We start from the raw sequence: 18874 nt of genomic DNA, 5'->3' as shown, positions 1-18874 counted from the left end.
CATACAAGTGAGAATGCCGGTATGAGTAACGAAAAGATCAGTGAGAATCTGATCCGCCGAAAGCCTAAGGGTTCCTGAGGAAGGTTCGTCCGCTCAGGGTAAGTCGGGACCTAAGGCGAGGCCGACAGGCGTAGGCGAAGGACAACAGGTGGAAATTCCTGTACCACCGTAAACCGCTATGAGCGATGGGGTGACGCAGCAGGGTAGTGACGCGGACTGATGGATGTCCGTCCAAGCAGTGAGAGGGTAGCATAGGCAAATCCGTGCTACATAACCTTGGGCTGTGATGGGGAGCGAAAATTGCAGTAGCGAAGGTCATGATCTCACACTGCCAAGAAAAGCCTCTAGCCAGGTGAAGGTGCCCGTACCGTAAACCGACACAGGTAGGCGAGAAGAGAATTCTAAGGCGCGCGGAAGAACTCTCGTTAAGGAACTCGGCAAAATGACCCCGTAACTTCGGGAGAAGGGGTGCCTCGGTAGGGTGAATAGCCCGAGGGGGCCGCAGTGAAAAGGCCCAAGCGACTGTTTAGCAAAAACACAGGTCTGTGCGAAGCCGTAAGGCGAAGTATACGGGCTGACGCCTGCCCGGTGCTGGAAGGTTAAGGGGAGTGGTTAGGGGTAGCCCGAAGCTATGAACTGAAGCCCCAGTAAACGGCGGCCGTAACTATAACGGTCCTAAGGTAGCGAAATTCCTTGTCAGGTAAATTCTGACCCGCACGAATGGCGTAACGACTTGGGCGCTGTCTCAACGAGAGATCCGGTGAAATTTTAATACCTGTGAAGATGCAGGTTACCCGCGACAAGACGGAAAGACCCCATGGAGCTTTACTGCAGCTTGATATTGGACTTTGATACGATTTGTACAGGATAGGTGGGAGCCTAGGAAGAGGGGGCGCAAGCTTCCTTGGAGGCGCCGTTGGGATACCACCCTGATCGTATCGGAGTTCTAACCTGGTGCCCTAATCGGGCATGGGGACAGTGTCAGGTGGGCAGTTTGACTGGGGCGGTCGCCTCCTAAAGAGTAACGGAGGCGCCCCAAGGTTCCCTCAGAATGGTTGGAAATCATTCGAAGAGTGCAAAGGCAAAAGGGAGCTTGACTGCGAGACTGACAAGTCGAGCAGGGACGAAAGTCGGGCTTAGTGATCCGGTGGTACCACATGGAAGGGCCATCGCTCAACGGATAAAAGCTACCCTGGGGATAACAGGCTTATCTCCCCCAAGAGTCCACATCGACGGGGAGGTTTGGCACCTCGATGTCGGCTCATCGCATCCTGGGGCTGAAGTAGGTCCCAAGGGTTGGGCTGTTCGCCCATTAAAGCGGTACGCGAGCTGGGTTCAGAACGTCGTGAGACAGTTCGGTCCCTATCTGTCGTGGGCGTAGGAAATTTGAGAGGAGCTGTCCTTAGTACGAGAGGACCGGGATGGACGCACCGCTGGTGCACCAGTTGTTCCGCCAGGAGCATAGCTGGGTAGCTAAGTGCGGAAGGGATAAGCGCTGAAAGCATCTAAGCGTGAAGCCCCCCTCAAGATGAGATTTCCCAACTAGTAAGACCCCTTGAAGACGACGAGGTAGATAGGCTGGGGGTGGAAGTGCAGCAATGCATGGAGCTGACCAGTACTAATCGGTCGAGGGCTTATCCAAATAGATCTAATCGCAATTGATTGTTTCGTATCCAGTTTTCAGGGGATTAAACATCTGAACCGATTTTAAGCTGCAAGTCCTTTCTAAGGTCTGATATTTTGCTAAAGCGAAAGACGCGGAAGTAAAGCAGCGCAAAACTCATGTTTGGTGGCGACGGCGGAGGGGTTCCACACGTACCCATCCCGAACACGACCGTTAAGCCCTCCAGCGCCGATGGTACTTGGACCGCAGGGTCCTGGGAGAGTAGGACGCCGCCAAGCAAACTGAAGACCACTGTTGATAACTCAACGGTGGTCTTTATTTTTTTACAAAGCGTTAATCTTGGTTTTGAAATTATCCGCGGGTTATCCCCAAATGCCCTCCATCCGGCTAGGGAAATCGCATTTTCCTTTCTGGTCATGCACAGCTTATCCATAGTCGTGTACAAAAATGAAACAGCAAGTGATTTTATTCTCCACAAACACACAGGCTAATCCCCATAATCCACGGCTTATTAGTGTAAACAGCATAGTTTAGATTCGGTTTAGGTTTGATGCCGGCTAAATCTGCTGTTTTTTGCGACGTTATCCACAGATTTTGATTCGATCAGCAGTTTTGTTAATCAAGACCGCTGAATATACCCTCAGAAATGGGGATAACACCGGGACAACTTTGTTCGCTAAAACTTAAACCGGGTAATAATAAGAAGGAGCGGATTTGATTATTTATAAGAATAAATAAAGACTTGGAGACCCAAACTAATCAATAAAAGGGAAAGTAATTATAAAAGCGAAAGCTCTTGGCAAAAATAAAAAGTGTGCTATAATATGAATAAAGTCAAAGAAAGTCAAAGTCAATAATAACCGATTCTAAGTTACAAAGGTGTTCTGTATTACTGAGGAGGGGAAGGGATTGCGCAACATCTCGGATATTATTGAGAAATATCTAAAAAGCATGATGCATGATAGTCCTTCCGGTGCCGTAGAAATTCAGCGTAATGATTTGGCTGATAAATTCTCCTGTGTGCCTTCCCAGATCAATTATGTAATAAGCACTAGATTTACGCTGGAGAAAGGTTATCTTGTGGAGAGCAAGCGCGGCGGCGGCGGCTATATTCGCATCAGGCGCGTGGAGCTTCCGGGACCGATGTCGCTCCATACTCATCTGCATCAGACCATCGGCTCTGAAATGGGGCAGTCGGCTGCAGAAGGGCTGATTTATCAATTGGAGGAAGCGAAGGTGTTGACGCCTCGTGAAGCCAATCTGATGAGAGCGGCTATTTCCAGAGAAGTATTGGCTCTAAAGCTTCCTTATCGTGATCAGATCAGAGCCAATATTATGAAAGCCATGTTAATTTCGCTGCTCAGCAGGTAGCGGATAGGGTTGTTTTGATAAGATGTTAAAGGGTTTTGGAAGGTTTTGATTAGCTTTAAGGTTTAAGGTATTGAAAGATTTTGAATCGCATTAAGCAAATGTTCTGTAGGGATTCGTACCGCATGTCAGATATTTCGTAAGGAGGGATGCCGAATGCTTTGCCAGGAATGCGGAAAGCGACCGGCCAGTCTTCATTTCAGTAAAATTGTAAATGGAGATAAAAGCGAATATCATTTATGTGAGACCTGTGCCAGGGAAAAAGGGGAATTGATTCCCGGAACATCGGGAGGATTCTCCATTCATAACCTTTTGTCCGGGCTGCTCAATTTCGAGACGGTCGAGCAAGGGAAACGGGCGGCAAGCCCCGAAAATTTAAGATGTGAAGTTTGCGGCATGACGTATTCCCAATTCAGCAAGCTGGGGAGATTCGGCTGCAGCTCTTGTTATAAATATTTTAATGACCGTTTGGACCCGCTTTTCAAAAGAGTTCACGGCAACACGGTCCACACCGGCAAAGTGCCGGTACGGGTTGGTGGAGAAATCCGGACGAAACGTCAAATCGAAGATTTGAAACGCCGTTTGCAGGAGAGCATCAGTCAAGAGGAATTTGAGGCAGCTGCCCAGCTCAGGGACCAAATCCGGGAGCTCGAGAGACAAATTAGCGAGTGATAGGGGGTCAAAACAATGAGTGCTATTCGTTTTACCGAGCAGCCGCTTAGCCACTGGATGAAGACGACCGGCGCCGAGTCGGAGATCGTCATCAGCAGCCGGGTGCGGATTGCCCGCAATCTGCAGGAGCATCCTTTTCCACTGCTGGCTACGAACCGGCATTTGGAAGAAGTTCAGGATGAACTGAAGGAAGTGCTTGGGGATCCAAGGCTAGAGGTTTATGGCGAGATTCATCCGATTGAGCTTTCCGCGTTGGATGAGCTGAACAAGAAGATGCTGGTCGAGAAACATCTGATCAGTCCGAACCTGGCCAATGAATCCCGAAATGGCGCTGTATTTATTAGTGATGATGAAAGCTTAAGCATCATGGTCAACGAAGAAGACCATCTCCGCATCCAATGTTTGTATCCGGGTTTTCAACTTAAGGAAGCCTGGGAGAAGGCAACGGCTGTGGACGATATTTTTGAAGACCATGTCAATTTTGCTTTTGATGATAGAAGAGGGTATCTGACCAGCTGTCCTACGAATGTGGGTACCGGTCTCCGCGCATCGGTCATGATGCATTTGCCGGCGCTAGTGCTGACGCAGCAGATTAACCGCATTTTGTCGGCCGTATCCCAAATCGGTTTGACAGTCCGGGGAATCTATGGCGAGGGCAGCGAAGCGATGGGGAACTTGTTTCAAATCTCAAATCAGATTACACTGGGACAAAACGAAGCGGAAATTATTGATAATCTTCGCAGCGTCGTGCTCCAAATTATCGGTCATGAGAAGACGGCCCGCGAAAGATTGTTGAGCGAATCGCGGCTCCGGGTTACCGACCGGGTGATGCGGTCCTTCGGCATTTTGTCCTATGCGGCAATGATCGACTCGAAGGAAGCGGCTCAGCGGTTATCGGATGTGCGGCTCGGCATTGATCTAGGGCTGATCGAAGGCATTACCCCTCAGTGCCTGAATGAATTGATGGTGCTTACCCAGCCAGGCTTTTTGTACAATAACTACGAAGGCAGCATGGAACCTGGCGAAATGGATACATTTCGTGCCAGACTGATCCGTGAGAAACTGGGTAAAGGTTTAAAGTGACACCTTAGACAAACCTAAGGATACAACATCTAGAGATACATCTAAGAAACGCATAAAGTAAAAGAAGGTTAATTCACCAATCATGGAGGTGCAGGAGAATGATGTTTGGACGATTTACAGAACGTGCGCAAAAAGTGCTGGCCTTGGCTCAAGAAGAAGCGGTAAGGCTCGGCCATAATAATATCGGTACAGAACATATTTTGCTGGGGCTGATTCGTGAAGGAGAAGGCATTGCCGCTAAAGCGCTTGTCGGACTCGGCCTTGGACTAGAGAAGATTCAAGATGAAGTTGAAACGTTAATTGGACGCGGCCAGGAACAGCCGACCAATATTGCATATACACCACGCGCCAAGAAGGTCATCGAGCTTTCGATGGATGAAGCGCGGAAGCTCGGTCATACTTATGTGGGCACAGAGCACATTTTGCTGGGATTGATTCGTGAAGGAGAGGGTGTTGCGGCACGTGTGCTGAACAACCTGGGCATCAGCCTGAACAAAGCCCGCCAGCAAGTGCTGCAGCTGCTGGGCAGCAGCGAAGCGGTATCCAGCCATCACGGCCAGCCGGCAAACGTCAATACGCCAACACTGGACAGCTTGGCCCGCGACCTTACCTCTTTTGCTAAAGAAGGCAATCTCGATCCGGTCATCGGACGCGCCAAAGAAATTGAACGCGTGATTCAGGTGCTCAGCCGCCGGACCAAAAACAATCCGGTGCTGATCGGTGAACCAGGGGTTGGTAAAACCGCCATCGCCGAGGGTCTCGCCCAACGGATCGTGGATAACGAAATTCCGGAAACGCTGCGCGATAAACGCGTTATGACGCTGGATATGGGTTCTGTCGTAGCCGGAACCAAATACCGCGGTGAATTTGAAGACCGCCTCAAAAAGATCATGGATGAAATCCGCCAAGCGGGCAATATCATCCTCTTCATTGATGAGCTGCATACGCTGATCGGTGCAGGCGGCGCGGAAGGCGCGATCGACGCCTCCAACATCCTGAAGCCGGCTTTGGCCCGCGGCGAGCTGCAGTGCATCGGCGCCACAACGCTGGATGAATACAGAAAATATATCGAGAAAGACGCGGCGCTGGAACGCCGGTTCCAACCGATCACGGTTGACCAGCCATCTCCGGAAGAAGCCATTCAAATTCTGATGGGTCTGCGCGACCGTTATGAAGCGCATCACCGCGTAAAAATTACCGATGAAGCGATTGAACAGGCTGTCAAGCTGTCCGACCGTTACATCTCTGACCGGTTCTTGCCGGACAAAGCGATCGACTTGATCGACGAAGCGGGTTCCAAAGTCAGATTGAACTCTTATACGGCTCCGCCAAACCTGAAACAGCTTGAAAGTCGTCTGGAGGACATCCGCAAGGAGAAAGATGCTGCGGTCCAATCCCAGGAATTCGAGAAAGCGGCGGCTCTCCGCGATACGGAGCAGAAGATCCGGGAAGAGCTGGAGACCACCAAAAACCAATGGAAAGAAAAACAAGGCCGTACTGATTCCGAGGTAACGCCTGAAGATATCGCTCAGGTGGTAGCCAGCTGGACTGGTATCCCTGTGAACAAACTCAAAGAGGAAGAAACCGAACGCCTCATGAACATGGAGCAAATCCTGCATGAACGCGTCATCGGCCAGGAAGAAGCCGTTAAGGCTGTCAGCCGTGCCATCCGCCGTGCTCGTGCGGGTCTGAAGGATCCGAAACGTCCAATGGGTTCGTTTATTTTCCTTGGACCAACCGGCGTAGGTAAAACCGAGCTTGCCCGCGCGCTTGCCGAAGCGATGTTCGGTGATGAAAATGCGGTCATCCGGATCGACATGTCCGAATACATGGAGAAACATTCGACTTCCCGTCTCGTCGGAGCGCCTCCGGGATATGTGGGTTATGAAGAAGGCGGCCAGCTGACGGAAAAAGTACGCCGCAAACCTTATTCCGTAGTTCTGCTCGACGAAATCGAAAAAGCACACCCTGAAGTTTTCAACATCCTGCTTCAAGTGCTGGAAGATGGACGTCTGACAGACTCTAAAGGCCGTGTCGTTGACTTCCGCAACACGCTGATCATCCTGACGTCCAACGTCGGCGCCGAGGCGATTAAACGCAACACGACCATGGGCTTCACCGCTGCGGTTGATGCAGGTGCGGACTATGACAACATGAAAGGCAAAGTGATGGATGAGCTGAAGAAGAGCTTCCGTCCGGAGTTCCTGAACCGGATCGACGAAATTATCGTCTTCCATTCCCTGCAGGAAACCCACATTGCCGAAATCGTTACGCTCATGTCCGAAGAACTGCGCAAACGGCTGCGCGAATACGACGTCGACTTCCTGCTCACCGACAAAGCGAAAGCGTTCCTGGCCAAAGCTGGGTTTGACCCGGCTTACGGTGCACGTCCGCTCCGCCGCGCGATCCAGAAGCATATCGAGGACCGTTTGTCCGAAGAACTGCTGACCGGCAAAGTGAAGAAAGGCGATTCTCTCATCATCGATGAGGAGAACGGCGAGCTGACAGTGAACCCGGCTGGAAAAATCTCCTCGGAAGCGTAAGCTCGTTAACCAGATAAGTTCATTCAAAACTTCATATGAAGTATAGGGGAAAGTAACCGAAGGCTGTTCTGACACGCATTGTCAGGGCAGCCTTTATTTTTCGCCAATCAGGAAGAGGATTGGTCTGCTAATGGTCAGCTGATGACCAGCTAAAGATTTTCCGAATTTTGCCGATGAAAAGGATAGGAAAAATAGAGCGGGAGGAACTTTTGTTCTGTCATGAGAAGTGGTAAACTTTTTATTGGCAACTATTGAATAGGGAGAGGTCAATGGCTAAAACTAAAACAAAATTTTTCTGTTCGGAATGCGGCTATGAAACACCAAAATGGTACGGAAAATGTCCGGGATGCGGTGCGTGGAACTCCATGGTGGAGGAACTGGACACCGTGGTGAAGACGCAGGGCATGTCGTCCGGCATTTTCCAAAGTAAAGAAAAGCCGCTTCCCATCATAAGCATAGATAGTGGTACTGAGCAAAGAGTACAGACCGGCATCGGTGAATTAAACCGCGTGCTTGGAGGAGGTCTTGTTCCTGGATCCCTCATTCTCGTCGGAGGCGATCCGGGGATCGGCAAATCGACCCTGCTTCTGCAAACTTCGCATGAGCTGGCCAAGTCGGGTCTGAGGGTTCTGTATATTTCAGGCGAGGAATCCGTCCGTCAGACGAAGATGCGTGCCGAAAGACTTGGCGCTTTATCTGCGGAGTTGTATGTACTCTGCGAAAGCAGTGTCGAACGGATTGAAGAAGCCATCGACAGTGTGAAGCCGGACTTTCTGGTTATAGATTCGATTCAAACGGTATTTTTGTCGGAAATTACAAGCGCGCCTGGCAGTGTCTCGCAAGTACGGGAATGCACGGGACGTTTCATGCGTATAGCCAAAGGGCAGGGTATTGCTACGGTTCTGGTGGGCCACGTTACGAAAGAAGGTGCCATCGCCGGACCGCGGATGCTGGAGCATATGGTGGACTGTGTGCTGTATTTCGAAGGAGAACGGCATCATACGTATCGTCTGCTGCGGGCGGTGAAGAACCGCTTCGGGAGCACTAATGAAATCGGTATTTTTGAAATGAATGAATCCGGCTTGGCGGAAGTGTCGAATCCTTCCGAGCTTTTCTTGTCGGAACGGTCGGCCGGAGCGGCGGGTTCAACGGTCGTTGCAAGCATGGAAGGCACACGTCCGATGCTGGTGGAGCTGCAGGCGCTAATCGCGGCTACTCATTTTCCGGCTCCAAGAAGAATGGGAACGGGTATTGACCTTCACCGCATGAACCTGATCATTGCGGTGCTTGAGAAACGGATGGGCATGTTCCTGCAGAACCAGGATGCCTACCTGAATGTGGCTGGCGGCGTGCGGCTGGATGAGCCGGCCGTCGATCTGGCGATTGCGGTCAGCATCGCTTCAAGCTTCAGGGACGTTCCGACCAAGCCGGAAGACGTGATCTTCGGCGAGATCGGTTTGACGGGCGAAGTCCGGGCGGTGTCCCGGGCGGAGCAGCGGGTGCGGGAAGCGGCAAAGCTGGGCTTTAAGCGGGTTATTTTACCGGAAAAAAGTTTAAAGGGGTGGAACAGCCCCAAAGAAATAAAGGTCATTGGCGTGAACACGGTAGCAGAAGCGCTGTCGGCCGCTTTAAATTAGGGGGCAAGAGGGAATGAAGGAACCGAATCAACTGGAGAAAATGAATGACCTGCTTAGGCTTGTTGCGCCGGGAACTGCCTTTCGCGACGGGCTTGAGAACGTGCTCCGCGCCAAAACAGGCGGCCTGCTTGTTGTCGGTTACAGTCCTGAAGTGATGGAGGTAGTGGAGGGCGGATTTTTCATCAACTGCGATTTCTCGCCCAACTATCTGTATGAGCTGGCCAAAATGGACGGGGCCATTATTCTAAGTGAAGATTTGAAGCGGATTTTGTATGCGAACACGCAGCTGATCCCGGATTCTTCGATTTCCTCTTCGGAGACCGGGATTCGGCACCGTACCGCTGAGCGGGTGGCTAAACAGACGGGCAAACTCGTGGTATCGATCTCCCAGCGGCGGAATATTATAACTCTGTATCAGGGCGCACTGCGGTATTCGCTGAAAGAAATCGGCGTCATCCTGACGAAAGCCAATCAGGCGATCCAGACGCTGGAGAAGTACAGATCCGTACTGAATCAGGCTTTGACCAACCTTTCTGCCTCGGAGTTTGAGGAACTGGTGACGCTGCCTGAGGTGATTAATGTCATTCAAAGGGTGGAAATGGTGATCCGCGTCAAGCTCGAGATCAAACGTTTCATTAACGAGCTGGGAACGGAAGGCCGACTGATCAGCATGCAGATGGAGGAGCTTGTCAGCAATATGGAGGAAGAGGCATGGCTGCTGTATAAGGACTATGCCAAAGAAGACGATGACGAAGCCATTCGTAATATCATTATAGGCCTCAAACGTTCCAGTGATGACGAGCTGCTTGATATCCACCATATTACGCGTCTGCTTGGTTACTCGTCGGCATCGGCAACCTCGGAGGAAATTATTGCGCCAAGAGGTTACCGGGTCCTGAACAAGATTCCTCGCCTGCCTAATGTCATTGTCCATAATTTGGTCGAACGTTTTGAGATGCTGCCGGGTATTATGATGGCTACGATCGAAGAGCTCGATGAAGTGGACGGTATCGGAGAATCACGGGCCAGAGCGATCAAAGAAGGTTTAAAGCGTCTGCAAGATCAGGTATTTATTGACAGGCAAATCTGATTCATCTAAAATACAGGGATGCGGCTGGAGCATTGGGCCGGACCCTATCCTTTTCTATCCTTTTAAGTCTACACGGCGTCAAGTTTGCCAGCTGCTGCTGGTATTCCCAAGTAACGCTCGGGCGGTTTCAGGCTGATTCAAAGGCGGGTTGGGAACAATAATTACAGAGGTGAAGAAATGATAACTAAATCAATTCCGAACATGTTTACGCTCGGTAACTTGTTTCTCGGAATGATCGCCATCATGTTGACGCAAAGCGGGAAGTACAGTTTGGCGGCCATCATGGTCATTGTGGCGATGCTGCTGGACGGACTCGACGGGCGTGCTGCCAGAGCGCTGGGATGCCAAAGCGAATTCGGTAAGGAGCTTGATTCGTTGTCAGACGTCATTTCTTTCGGCATTGCGCCGGCCATGATTATGTACAGCATCTCGTTCCATAGCGTGCCTACAGCGCTTGCCTGGATTGTTACGGCGATCTTCCCGATGTGCGGCGCACTGCGGCTTGCAAGGTTCAACGTTAAGCCAGGCATTCCGGGTTATTTCGTAGGTCTGCCGATTCCGGCTGCGGGAAGTGTGCTCGCGACGCTGTCGCTGTTCCATAAAGAAATCAGCGCTCCTTATTTCATTATTGCGATGCTGCTGCTCTCTTATTTAATGGTTAGCTCGGTCAGATACCCGAATTTCAAGAAAATCGGTCTGCCGCGTAAAGCCATCTGGATTGCCCCTTGGATCGTAATCGCAGCAATTATCATTGCCGTGAAATTTCCGGAGGAGTTATCCAAACTGATTTTTATCCCGCTTGTGATTTATGCCTTGTACGGTGTTAAGCAGAATATAGAACGGTTCTTTAAACGGAAAGATCATTCCTCGGAAGATGTATATCGCTCCAAGAACTCATAAATACAAATAGCAGCAACAAGAAAGCCTTCCGGCATGCGGAAGGCTTTTTTAATATGACCCCGCACAAGGGCGGAGACTAGATTTATTTTAGTTAGACTCAAGACAAGTTAAACAATCCGAGCGTGCTGCATTTCTTGGACTCATTCTCAACAACTTCATCCATATTGATATCAAGCAAATTACAAAGTGCAGACATGTAGAATAAATTGCGTCCGAGTTCGGCGCTGATCGCTTCGCGGCATGCGTCGCACAATTGTCCGTGGACATGTTTGCCCGCAACTTCTTTCGCCTGCTCCAGGCTCATTTCCGGTTCAAGAATTTGTTTGGTCGCATGGAGTTCAATGCAGCCGCATTCCGTTACCGCTTTGACCACAGCTCGATTGACAGAAGCGCTGCTCTGGCCGTTTTTAGAGAGAACATCCAGCAGACTACGGTGACGGAGCAGCAATTCGGAGACTTGTTCCTGAAAAGACTGTAAGGTTAATGCGCTCATTTTTCCATCCACCTTTAATTAAGTTAAGTTGCATTTATTATAGTCTAGGCCTAAAACCATTTTCAACCAGAAAGAAAACAGTTTCTCACCCGACCGCTCCTTCATAGGAACCCGCAACACCCCTTTTGCCTTGATAAATTCCAAAAAATATTTCGTTATCCGCGGATTGAAATTCCAACATTTGGTTCATACTGGGTACTAAAAGGAGGTGAAAGGACTCCATGTTAAAGAGAGCCTTTCAAATTATGGCAGGCCTCTGCGGGGCCTGGGCTGGATATACCAATGAAGCCATGTTTTCGTTTCTGCCGCAGTCATTCCAACATGCAATGGTCTCTATGAATGAGTTGAGCGTTCATCTTATTTTTGCTGCTGTGGGAGCTTGTCTGTTCCTTCTGATCTTCTCTATTTTTGCCAACATGATCTCAGACCGGGTGCTTTCGGGCATCAGCTCTTTATCGAGGCAACCGATGGACCAGCTCGCAGCCGGTTCGGTGGGATTGATTGCGGGACTGCTGATTTCGCTGCTTCTTTATCCGGCTACAACCTGGCTTGGGGAGATGAGCGATTGGGTAAGGCTGGCCAGTGCCTGCCTGTTTGGTTATGCCGGGCTGCGAATCGGGCTGGAGAAAAAGGAAGAGCTCGGTTCCTTCTGGAAGTCCGGCAAATGGAATGCCGTCCAGACCGAAGAGAAATGGGCACATGAGCATAAAATTCTGGATACGAGCGTCATTATTGATGGGCGGATTGCGGACATTTGTAAAACCGGATTTATTGAAGGCACCATTGTTATTCCGCAATTCGTCTTGGAAGAGCTCCAGCATATCGCCGATTCTTCGGACCTGCTCAAACGCAACCGGGGACGCAGAGGGCTGGACATCCTGAACAAAATCCAGAAGGAACTGGATGTGCAGGTGCTAATCTACGAAGGCGATTTCGAAGAAATCTCTGAAGTAGACAGCAAGCTGGTCAAATTAGCCAAGCTGCTTCAAGGCAAGGTTGTTACGAATGATTTCAACCTGAACAAAGTGTGCGAACTGCAGGGCGTATCCGTGCTGAACATCAATGACCTGGCTAATGCCGTGAAGCCGGTAGTGCTTCCGGGCGAAGAGATTATGGTGCAGGTTATCAAAGACGGGAAGGAATACGGACAAGGCGTGGCTTACCTGGATGACGGCACGATGATTGTCGTCGAGGGAGGACGCGATTATATCGGCAGCATCACCGAGGTGCTGGTGACGAGCGTGCTGCAGACCTCGGCGGGACGGATGATTTTTGCCAAGCCGAAACTGTTGGAAAAAGCCCAATAACAAGGTATGATGGATGAAGGAACAGCGGAAGGAATGCAGCCGGAACCGGCTGGCAGCGGTGTTTAGCTGCGCCGTTAGCGGGCGGGACCTGATTTCCGCGTCATCATAATTGAGCAGGGCAGGAGATACCAGTGACGGATAAGGGAACGATGCGGCAGGCAGGCGCAGTAATTGTAGCGGCAGGCCGCGGAACGCGGATGGGTACGGCCGAAAGCAAGCAGTATCTGCTGTTGGACGGCAAACCGATTATTGTACATACGCTTGAGGTTTTCCAGCGGGAGCCCCTCGTTTCGGAGATTGTGCTTGTCACAGGCGAACAGGATGTGGAGCGCTGCCGTCAGTGGGTGAGCAGCTATGGACTGGATAAAGTGACCAAGGTGATTCCGGGCGGGTCCGAACGTCAGGATTCGGTATATAAAGGGCTGCAGCAGCTGACAGCTGAGTGGGTGCTGGTACATGACGGAGTACGTCCGTTCGTGACCGGTGCGCTCATCCATGCCTGCTGCGAAGGAGCCTGGGAGAGCGGCGCTTCCGTGCTGGCCGTCCCGGTCAAGGATACGGTGAAGGTCGTTGACGGGGAGGGGTACGTAAGTGCTACACCGGACAGGCGGAGCTTGTGGGCCATTCAAACCCCACAGGCTTTTCGGCGTTTGGAGCTTATGGAAGCGCATGAGGACGCCCGTAAGGACGGCTTTATCGGCACCGATGATTCGATGCTAGTAGAACGCAGGGGAACCCGGGTTAAAATTGTAGAAGGCGATTATACGAACATTAAAATTACAACACCGGAGGATCTGGATTTTGCGGCATGGATCAGGTCCGGACGGCAGAAGCAGGGAGAGGACAACAGATGATTAAGGTAGGTCAGGGCTTTGACGTCCATCAGCTGGTGGAAGGCAGGCCATGTATTATTGGGGGAGTAACCATTCCTCATGAAAAAGGGCTGCTCGGCCATTCCGACGCGGATGTGCTGCTGCACGCGATCAGCGACGCCATTCTTGGCGCCATCGGCGAAGGGGACATCGGCCGGCATTTTCCCGATACCGATCAGGCCTTTAAAGATGCGGACAGCCTTAAGCTGCTAGAGGAAGTGTGGGTGATGGCAGAGAAGCGCGGCCTCAAGCTGGGCAACCTGGACGCCACGATTATTGCCCAGCGCCCGAAGATGGCGCCTTATATTCCGCAGATGGTGGAGGTTATCGCGAAGGCATTGAAGACCGATCAGGCTAATGTCAACGTTAAGGCGACCACAACGGAGCAGCTCGGATTTACCGGGCGGGGGGAAGGTATTGCGGCGCAGTGCATCGTCTGTCTGACGGCATAATCTATTGGCCGTCTTGTTTGAAATATGCTATGATCGTGAAATGAACCCGGGATTTCAGGCGCAAATGCGCTGATGCCGGGTAATTACTTTTTACAGAAATAATCGTCAATGATGGAGGGGACTTATCAATGAGCGAAGTACGTGTCCGTTACGCACCGAGTCCAACAGGACATTTACATATCGGCAATGCGAGAACCGCTTTGTTTAACTATTTATTTGCCCGCAGCCAGGGAGGGAAATTCATTATCCGGATCGAGGATACGGACTTGAAACGGAACGTGGAAGGCGGGGAAGAAAGCCAGCTGAAGTATTTGAAATGGCTGGGCATGGACTGGGATGAAGGCGTGGATGTTGCTGGAGATTACGGTCCATACCGCCAGACGGAACGTCTTGATATCTATAAAGAATATTGGCAGGATCTGCTGGACCGCGGACTTGCTTATAAATGTTATTGCACGGAAGAAGAGCTGGAAGCAGAACGTGAAGAGCAGCAGGCCAGAGGGGAAACGCCTCGTTATTCCGGCAGATGCCGTCATTTAACGGATGAACAGCGGGCAGCCTTTGAAGCGGAAGGCCGTGTACCGAGCATTCGCTTCACGGTACCGCAAGGCCGGACCTTTACCTGGGACGACTTGGTTAAAGGTACAATCAGTGTGGAGTCGGATATTTCCGGCGACTTCGTTATTGTGAAGAAAGACGGCATCCCGACGTATAACTTTGCGGTGGTGCTGGACGATCACCTGATGAAGATCTCGCACGTGCTGCGCGGGGAAGACCATGTGTCCAACACGCCGCGCCAGCTGATGATTTATGACGCGTTCGGCTGGGAGCCTCCGGTATTTGCGCATATGACGTTGATTGTTGGCGAGAACCATAAGAAGTTGAGCAAACGCGACGAGTCCGTCATCCAGTTTATTGAACAATACGACAAGCTGGGTTATCTGCCGGAAGCGATGTTCAACTTCATTTCCCTGCTCGGTTGGTCGCCGGAAGGGGAAGAAGAGTTTTTTACTCGCGAGCAGCTGATTTCGATCTTTGACGCCAAGCGGTTGTCGCGCAGCCCTGCTGTATTTGATACGAACAAGCTGGCGCATTTGAATAACCATTATATTAAAAATGCCGATCCGCATCGGATTGCCGACCTGGCGATTCCGCATCTTCAGCAGGCAGGCCGCCTGCCGCAGGAGCTTTCAGCTGAACAGCAGCAGTGGGCTGAAGCTCTGGTTGCCCTTTATCAGGAGCAGATGACTGCGGCTTCCGACATTGTCGGTCTGTCCGAATTGTTCTTCCGGACGCATTTGGAGCTGGATGCCGAGGCAGCAGCGATCCTGGCTGAAGAACAGGTGCCGGCGGTGCTTAAGGCGTTCCTGGATAAGCTGACTTCGTCGGAGGAGTTCAGCGCGCCGCATATTGCGGCTTTGATCAAGGAAGTGCAGAAGGAGACCGGATTTAAAGGCAAACAATTGTTTATGCCGATCCGGGTAGCTCTTACGGGACAAATGCACGGCCGTGATTTGAATCAGACGATTTTCCTGCTTGGCAAAGATAAGGTTATGGATCGTCTTAAATCTCAAATTAAAGGCTAAACTTCTGGAGTTCCGGCCATTATTCAGGAAATCCCGCCCGGATTACAGGGTATCTTAAATTTAAGATAATGATTGCCGGCTTCTTGTCAGATGGAAGGCTTTTGAGTAAGATGTAGGAATAAGACGATACACATTAAAGCCATACCAAATAAAAATGAACCAGCGATGAACAGGAGAAGTAAGCCTGATTACGCACCATACAGAGAGGATGACCGGCGGCTCCCAAGGGAAGCAGCACGGCTGAGAGTCATCCGGTGACCGTACGGCTGAAATGCACCTTGGAGCTGCCGCTTGAATGCATAAAGAAGGAGATGGACCTTCTGCTGTAGAGTGTGCCGCTTTGTCCCCGTTAAGGACACCTGAGAGGATCTTGTCCTTGTCCGGTAATCCCTGCCCAGCAGGTCGGCCAAGGTGCAGATAAGCAGAGTGGGACCGCGCCTGAAAACGTCTCTGCAGCATGATGCTGCAGGGGCGTTTTTTATATGTCAGAGAGCAAACAGGTTTCTACTTGGGTTCAAACAAGGGGGAGGGTCATGTATGTTCAGATCATTCAAATCGGATATCCAAGCTGTCTTCGACAATGATCCTGCGGCGCGGGGATGGTTTGAGGTTGTGTTCACCTATTCGGGGCTGCATGCGATTTGGAGCCACCGGATTGCGCATAAGTTTTACAAACGGGGCTGGTTCACGCTGGCGCGGATCATTTCACAGGTTAGCCGTTTCTTTACCGGCATCGAAATCCATCCGGGTGCGGTCATCGGCAAACGATTGTTCATTGACCATGGCATGGGGGTTGTAATCGGGGAAACCTGCGTCATCGGGGATGATGTCGTTCTTTATCAAGGCGTGACGCTTGGCGGCAGCGGCAAAGAGAAGGGCAAACGCCACCCGACGATCGGCAACAATGTTGTCATCGGTTCCGGAGCGAAGGTGCTGGGTTCCTTTACGGTTGGGGACCAAAGTAACATCGGGGCGAATTCTGTCGTACTGCGGGAAGTCCCGCCGAATACAACAGTCGTGGGCATTCCGGGCAAGGTAGTCAAGCAGGGAGGCAAACGGACGGACCGTCTGAATCATCAGCTGCCGGATCCGATTATCGATGCGCTTCAGAACATGAACAGAGAGATTGAACAGCTCCGCAGGGAAGTTCAGGATTTGCGGGGCGGGCTCGGAGAACGGCAGCTGGCCGGACAGCAGGTTTCGCAGGGAACCTCCGGTCATTCGGAATGACGCTGGCGGTTTAAGGATACAATGGGGAACAATATCTTTACTAGGGATGCGGTGTCTGCACAAGGTGCCGCGCGAAAGGATTGATGCTTTCATGGCTCTTCAAATCTATAATACGATGTCTAGAACAAAAGAAGTATTCACCCCTCAAGTCGAGGGCAAGGTGGCTATGTACGTTTGCGGACCAACCGTTTACGGGTATATCCATATTGGCAATGCCCGTCCGATGATCTTTTTCGACGTAGTCCGCAGTTATCTGCAGAATCGTTCCTATGATGTGAATTACGTAGTGAACTTTACCGATGTGGACGACAAGCTGATCCGGGTTGCCAAAGAAATGAACAAAACCGTTCCCGAAGTGGCGGATATGTTCATTCAGGCTTATTACGAGGATCTGGACGGTCTTGGCATTCCGCGAGCTACAGCTAATCCGCGGGTAACCGAACATATGGGACTGATTATCGACTTTATCTCCGAATTGGTGGAGAAGGGTTACGCTTATGAGAACGGTGGAGACGTTTTCTACCGCACGGCTAAATTCAAAGATTACGGCAAGCTGTCGGGTCAAAATATCGGAGAGCTGCAATTCAGTATCCGGATCGATGTAGACGCCCGTAAGGAGCATCCGGAGGACTTTGTGCTGTGGAAAGCCGCGAAGCCAGGTGAGATTTCCTGGTCCAGTCCATGGGGAGACGGGCGCCCGGGCTGGCATATCGAATGCTCGGCCATGGCCCGCAGCCTGCTTGGAGATACACTGGACATTCACGGCGGCGGCCAGGACCTGCAGTTCCCGCACCATGAATGCGAATGCGCCCAGTCGGAGGCCTTAACCGGCAAACCGCTGGCGAATTACTGGATGCATAACGGATATATCAACATCGGCGGGGAGAAAATGTCTAAATCCCTCGGTAACGGGGTTTTGGTCAAGGATCTTCGTCAAAACTATAAACGGACGGCGATTCGTTATTTCATGTTGTCCGGTCATTACCGCAACCCGCTGAATTATACGGATGAGGTGATGGACCAGGCGCAGCGCAGCGTGGAGCGGATCGCCAACGCTGTCGGCAACGTGAAGCACCGCCTGAACGGCCAAGAGGGCAACCCGGAAGAAGCAACGCCTGAGTTCAAAGCGAAGCTGGAGGCCATCCTGAAGCAGTTCCATGAGAAAATGCAGGATGACTTCAATACGCCGGATGCCATTACCGCCGTATTTGACTGGGTCAGCGAAGCTAACCTGCTGCTGCAGCGCGCGCATTGCAAGCCGGCGGATCTGCTGGCCGCTTTGGCCGTATTCGACGAGATGAACAGTGTGCTGCGGGTTTATGAAGAAGAAGCCGCCGAGCTGCCGAGTGAAGAGATTGAACGGCTTATCGTCGAACGGACCGAAGCCCGCAAAGCGAAGAACTGGGCTCGAGCAGATGAAATTCGCGACCTGCTGGATGCGCAGGGCATTATCCTGGAGGATACAACCCAGGGGATCCGGTGGCGCCGGAAATGAGCCGGGATGATGTGACTCCGCAGGATGGTTTAAGGATGGGAGAGGGCGGCGCTGCTGAGCCGCTCTGGTTCCCTTATCCGGCATCCAAGCCGGTTAACCTGCTGCCGCCGTTGGTACTGGCTTACATCGGCGATGCCGTGTTTGAAGTGGCGGTGCGGCAGTATCTGATTTCGCGGCCGAAGCTGAAGCCGCATCACCTGCATGTGCAGGCCACCCGTTTTGTTTCGGCGAAATCCCAGGCCAGACTGCTGGCCCTGATCGATCCGCAGCTGACAGAAGAGGAGCACGACGTAGTCCGGCAGGGACGCAACGCCAAATCAGGAAGCGTGCCCAAAAATGCCGATGTCATTGACTACCGTCATGCCACTGCTTTGGAAGCGTTGATCGGATTTCTGTATTACAGCGGCAAACAGGAAAGGCTGCGTCAGTTGGTTGACCAGGGAATGAAACTGTTGGAAGCTGATGAATAAGTTTATTAAATACTACTTTTTACCTATATAAAGGGAAACTAGAGTGCGGCTT

The 18874-nt window shown here is 51.4% G+C and carries 15 protein-coding genes and 2 rRNA genes (1 of these 17 running past the window's edge); 16 read left to right on the top strand and 1 reads right to left on the bottom strand.

What is annotated here, in order from left to right; all coding sequences use genetic code 11:
- From CBE73_RS11825 to pssA, 9 genes are all read left to right on the top strand, one after another.
- Positions 1-1642: ribosomal RNA gene (locus CBE73_RS11825) — 23S ribosomal RNA — on the top strand (it extends 1302 nt beyond the left edge of the window).
- A gap of 143 nt (positions 1643-1785) precedes the next feature.
- A 5S ribosomal RNA gene (gene rrf, locus CBE73_RS11820) occupies positions 1786-1902 on the top strand.
- 631 nt (positions 1903-2533) lie between these two features.
- Complete coding sequence (locus tag CBE73_RS11815) at positions 2534-2995, top strand: CtsR family transcriptional regulator (protein ID WP_094094377.1); 462 nt, start codon at positions 2534-2536, stop codon at positions 2993-2995.
- 153 nt (positions 2996-3148) lie between these two features.
- A complete protein-coding gene (gene mcsA / locus CBE73_RS11810) occupies positions 3149-3664 on the top strand; it encodes a protein-arginine kinase activator protein McsA (protein WP_094094376.1) in 516 nt (171 codons plus the stop codon).
- 15 nt (positions 3665-3679) lie between these two features.
- A complete protein-coding gene (gene mcsB / locus CBE73_RS11805; RefSeq protein WP_094094375.1) occupies positions 3680-4747 on the top strand; it encodes a protein-arginine kinase McsB in 1068 nt (355 codons plus the stop codon).
- A gap of 98 nt (positions 4748-4845) precedes the next feature.
- Entirely contained in the window at positions 4846-7290 is a 2445-nt protein-coding gene (locus tag CBE73_RS11800; RefSeq protein ID WP_094094374.1) for an ATP-dependent Clp protease ATP-binding subunit, read from the top strand.
- A gap of 269 nt (positions 7291-7559) precedes the next feature.
- A complete protein-coding gene (radA, locus tag CBE73_RS11795; RefSeq protein WP_094094373.1) occupies positions 7560-8927 on the top strand; it encodes a DNA repair protein RadA in 1368 nt (455 codons plus the stop codon).
- 13 nt (positions 8928-8940) lie between these two features.
- A complete protein-coding gene (disA, locus tag CBE73_RS11790) occupies positions 8941-10017 on the top strand; it encodes a DNA integrity scanning diadenylate cyclase DisA (RefSeq protein ID WP_094094372.1) in 1077 nt (358 codons plus the stop codon).
- Positions 10018-10194: 177 nt separating this feature from the next.
- Positions 10195-10917 (top strand): CDP-diacylglycerol--serine O-phosphatidyltransferase, encoded by a 723-nt coding sequence (gene pssA / locus CBE73_RS11785; RefSeq protein WP_094094371.1) that lies wholly within the window; start codon positions 10195-10197, stop codon positions 10915-10917.
- A 97-nt stretch (positions 10918-11014) separates the two neighbouring features.
- Here the strand turns inward: pssA and CBE73_RS11780 are convergent, their stop codons facing one another.
- Positions 11015-11410, bottom strand: a complete 396-nt coding sequence (locus tag CBE73_RS11780; RefSeq protein WP_094094370.1) for a nucleoside triphosphate pyrophosphohydrolase family protein — start codon at positions 11408-11410, stop codon at positions 11015-11017.
- Positions 11411-11631: 221 nt separating this feature from the next.
- Between CBE73_RS11780 and CBE73_RS11775 the strand changes: the two genes are divergently transcribed.
- The 7 genes from CBE73_RS11775 (at position 11632) to CBE73_RS11745 (ending at position 18822) form a co-directional block, all read left to right on the top strand.
- Complete coding sequence (locus CBE73_RS11775; protein ID WP_094094369.1) at positions 11632-12717, top strand: PIN/TRAM domain-containing protein; 1086 nt, start codon at positions 11632-11634, stop codon at positions 12715-12717.
- Between the two features lie 149 nt (positions 12718-12866).
- The gene (gene ispD, locus CBE73_RS11770; RefSeq protein WP_094096272.1) at positions 12867-13571 is read left to right on the top strand and encodes a 2-C-methyl-D-erythritol 4-phosphate cytidylyltransferase; all 705 of its coding nucleotides are present in this window, start codon (positions 12867-12869) and stop codon (positions 13569-13571) included.
- Positions 13568-14041 (top strand): 2-C-methyl-D-erythritol 2,4-cyclodiphosphate synthase, encoded by a 474-nt coding sequence (gene ispF, locus CBE73_RS11765; protein ID WP_094094368.1) that lies wholly within the window; start codon positions 13568-13570, stop codon positions 14039-14041. Before ispD ends, ispF begins: the two co-directional genes overlap by 4 nt.
- A gap of 128 nt (positions 14042-14169) precedes the next feature.
- Complete coding sequence (gltX, locus tag CBE73_RS11760; protein WP_094094367.1) at positions 14170-15627, top strand: glutamate--tRNA ligase; 1458 nt, start codon at positions 14170-14172, stop codon at positions 15625-15627.
- 537 nt (positions 15628-16164) lie between these two features.
- Positions 16165-16857: a serine O-acetyltransferase gene (gene cysE / locus CBE73_RS11755; protein ID WP_094094366.1), complete on the top strand. Its 693-nt coding sequence runs from the start codon at positions 16165-16167 to the stop codon at positions 16855-16857.
- A gap of 91 nt (positions 16858-16948) precedes the next feature.
- Positions 16949-18352 (top strand): cysteine--tRNA ligase, encoded by a 1404-nt coding sequence (gene cysS, locus CBE73_RS11750; RefSeq protein ID WP_094094365.1) that lies wholly within the window; start codon positions 16949-16951, stop codon positions 18350-18352.
- Positions 18353-18387: 35 nt separating this feature from the next.
- Positions 18388-18822, top strand: a complete 435-nt coding sequence (locus CBE73_RS11745; protein ID WP_094096271.1) for a Mini-ribonuclease 3 — start codon at positions 18388-18390, stop codon at positions 18820-18822.
- The last annotated feature ends 52 nt before the right edge of the window (positions 18823-18874 follow it).

This window comes from Paenibacillus physcomitrellae (assembly GCF_002240225.1).
Classification (GTDB): domain Bacteria; phylum Bacillota; class Bacilli; order Paenibacillales; family Paenibacillaceae; genus Fontibacillus; species Fontibacillus physcomitrellae.
Note: the sequence above shows the minus strand (reverse complement) of the source record. Positions and strands in the feature narration are given on the sequence as shown.

Bases quoted from the DNA above. Each gene is read 5' to 3' on its own strand.
- radA (WP_094094373.1), top strand. From the start codon at position 7,560: ATGGCTAAAACTAAAACAAAATTTTTCTGTTCGGAATGCGGCTATGAA.
- CBE73_RS11775 (WP_094094369.1), top strand. From the start codon at position 11,632: ATGTTAAAGAGAGCCTTTCAAATTATGGCAGGCCTCTGCGGGGCCTGG.
- CBE73_RS11800 (WP_094094374.1), top strand. From the start codon at position 4,846: ATGATGTTTGGACGATTTACAGAACGTGCGCAAAAAGTGCTGGCCTTG.
- pssA (WP_094094371.1), top strand. From the start codon at position 10,195: ATGATAACTAAATCAATTCCGAACATGTTTACGCTCGGTAACTTGTTT.
- mcsA (WP_094094376.1), top strand. From the start codon at position 3,149: ATGCTTTGCCAGGAATGCGGAAAGCGACCGGCCAGTCTTCATTTCAGT.
- cysS (WP_094094365.1), top strand. From the start codon at position 16,949: ATGGCTCTTCAAATCTATAATACGATGTCTAGAACAAAAGAAGTATTC.
- ispF (WP_094094368.1), top strand. From the start codon at position 13,568: ATGATTAAGGTAGGTCAGGGCTTTGACGTCCATCAGCTGGTGGAAGGC.
- CBE73_RS11745 (WP_094096271.1), top strand. From the start codon at position 18,388: ATGGGAGAGGGCGGCGCTGCTGAGCCGCTCTGGTTCCCTTATCCGGCA.
- mcsB (WP_094094375.1), top strand. From the start codon at position 3,680: ATGAGTGCTATTCGTTTTACCGAGCAGCCGCTTAGCCACTGGATGAAG.
- ispD (WP_094096272.1), top strand. From the start codon at position 12,867: ATGCGGCAGGCAGGCGCAGTAATTGTAGCGGCAGGCCGCGGAACGCGG.
- cysE (WP_094094366.1), top strand. From the start codon at position 16,165: ATGTTCAGATCATTCAAATCGGATATCCAAGCTGTCTTCGACAATGAT.
- CBE73_RS11780 (WP_094094370.1), bottom strand. From the start codon at position 11,410: ATGAGCGCATTAACCTTACAGTCTTTTCAGGAACAAGTCTCCGAATTG.
- gltX (WP_094094367.1), top strand. From the start codon at position 14,170: ATGAGCGAAGTACGTGTCCGTTACGCACCGAGTCCAACAGGACATTTA.
- disA (WP_094094372.1), top strand. From the start codon at position 8,941: ATGAAGGAACCGAATCAACTGGAGAAAATGAATGACCTGCTTAGGCTT.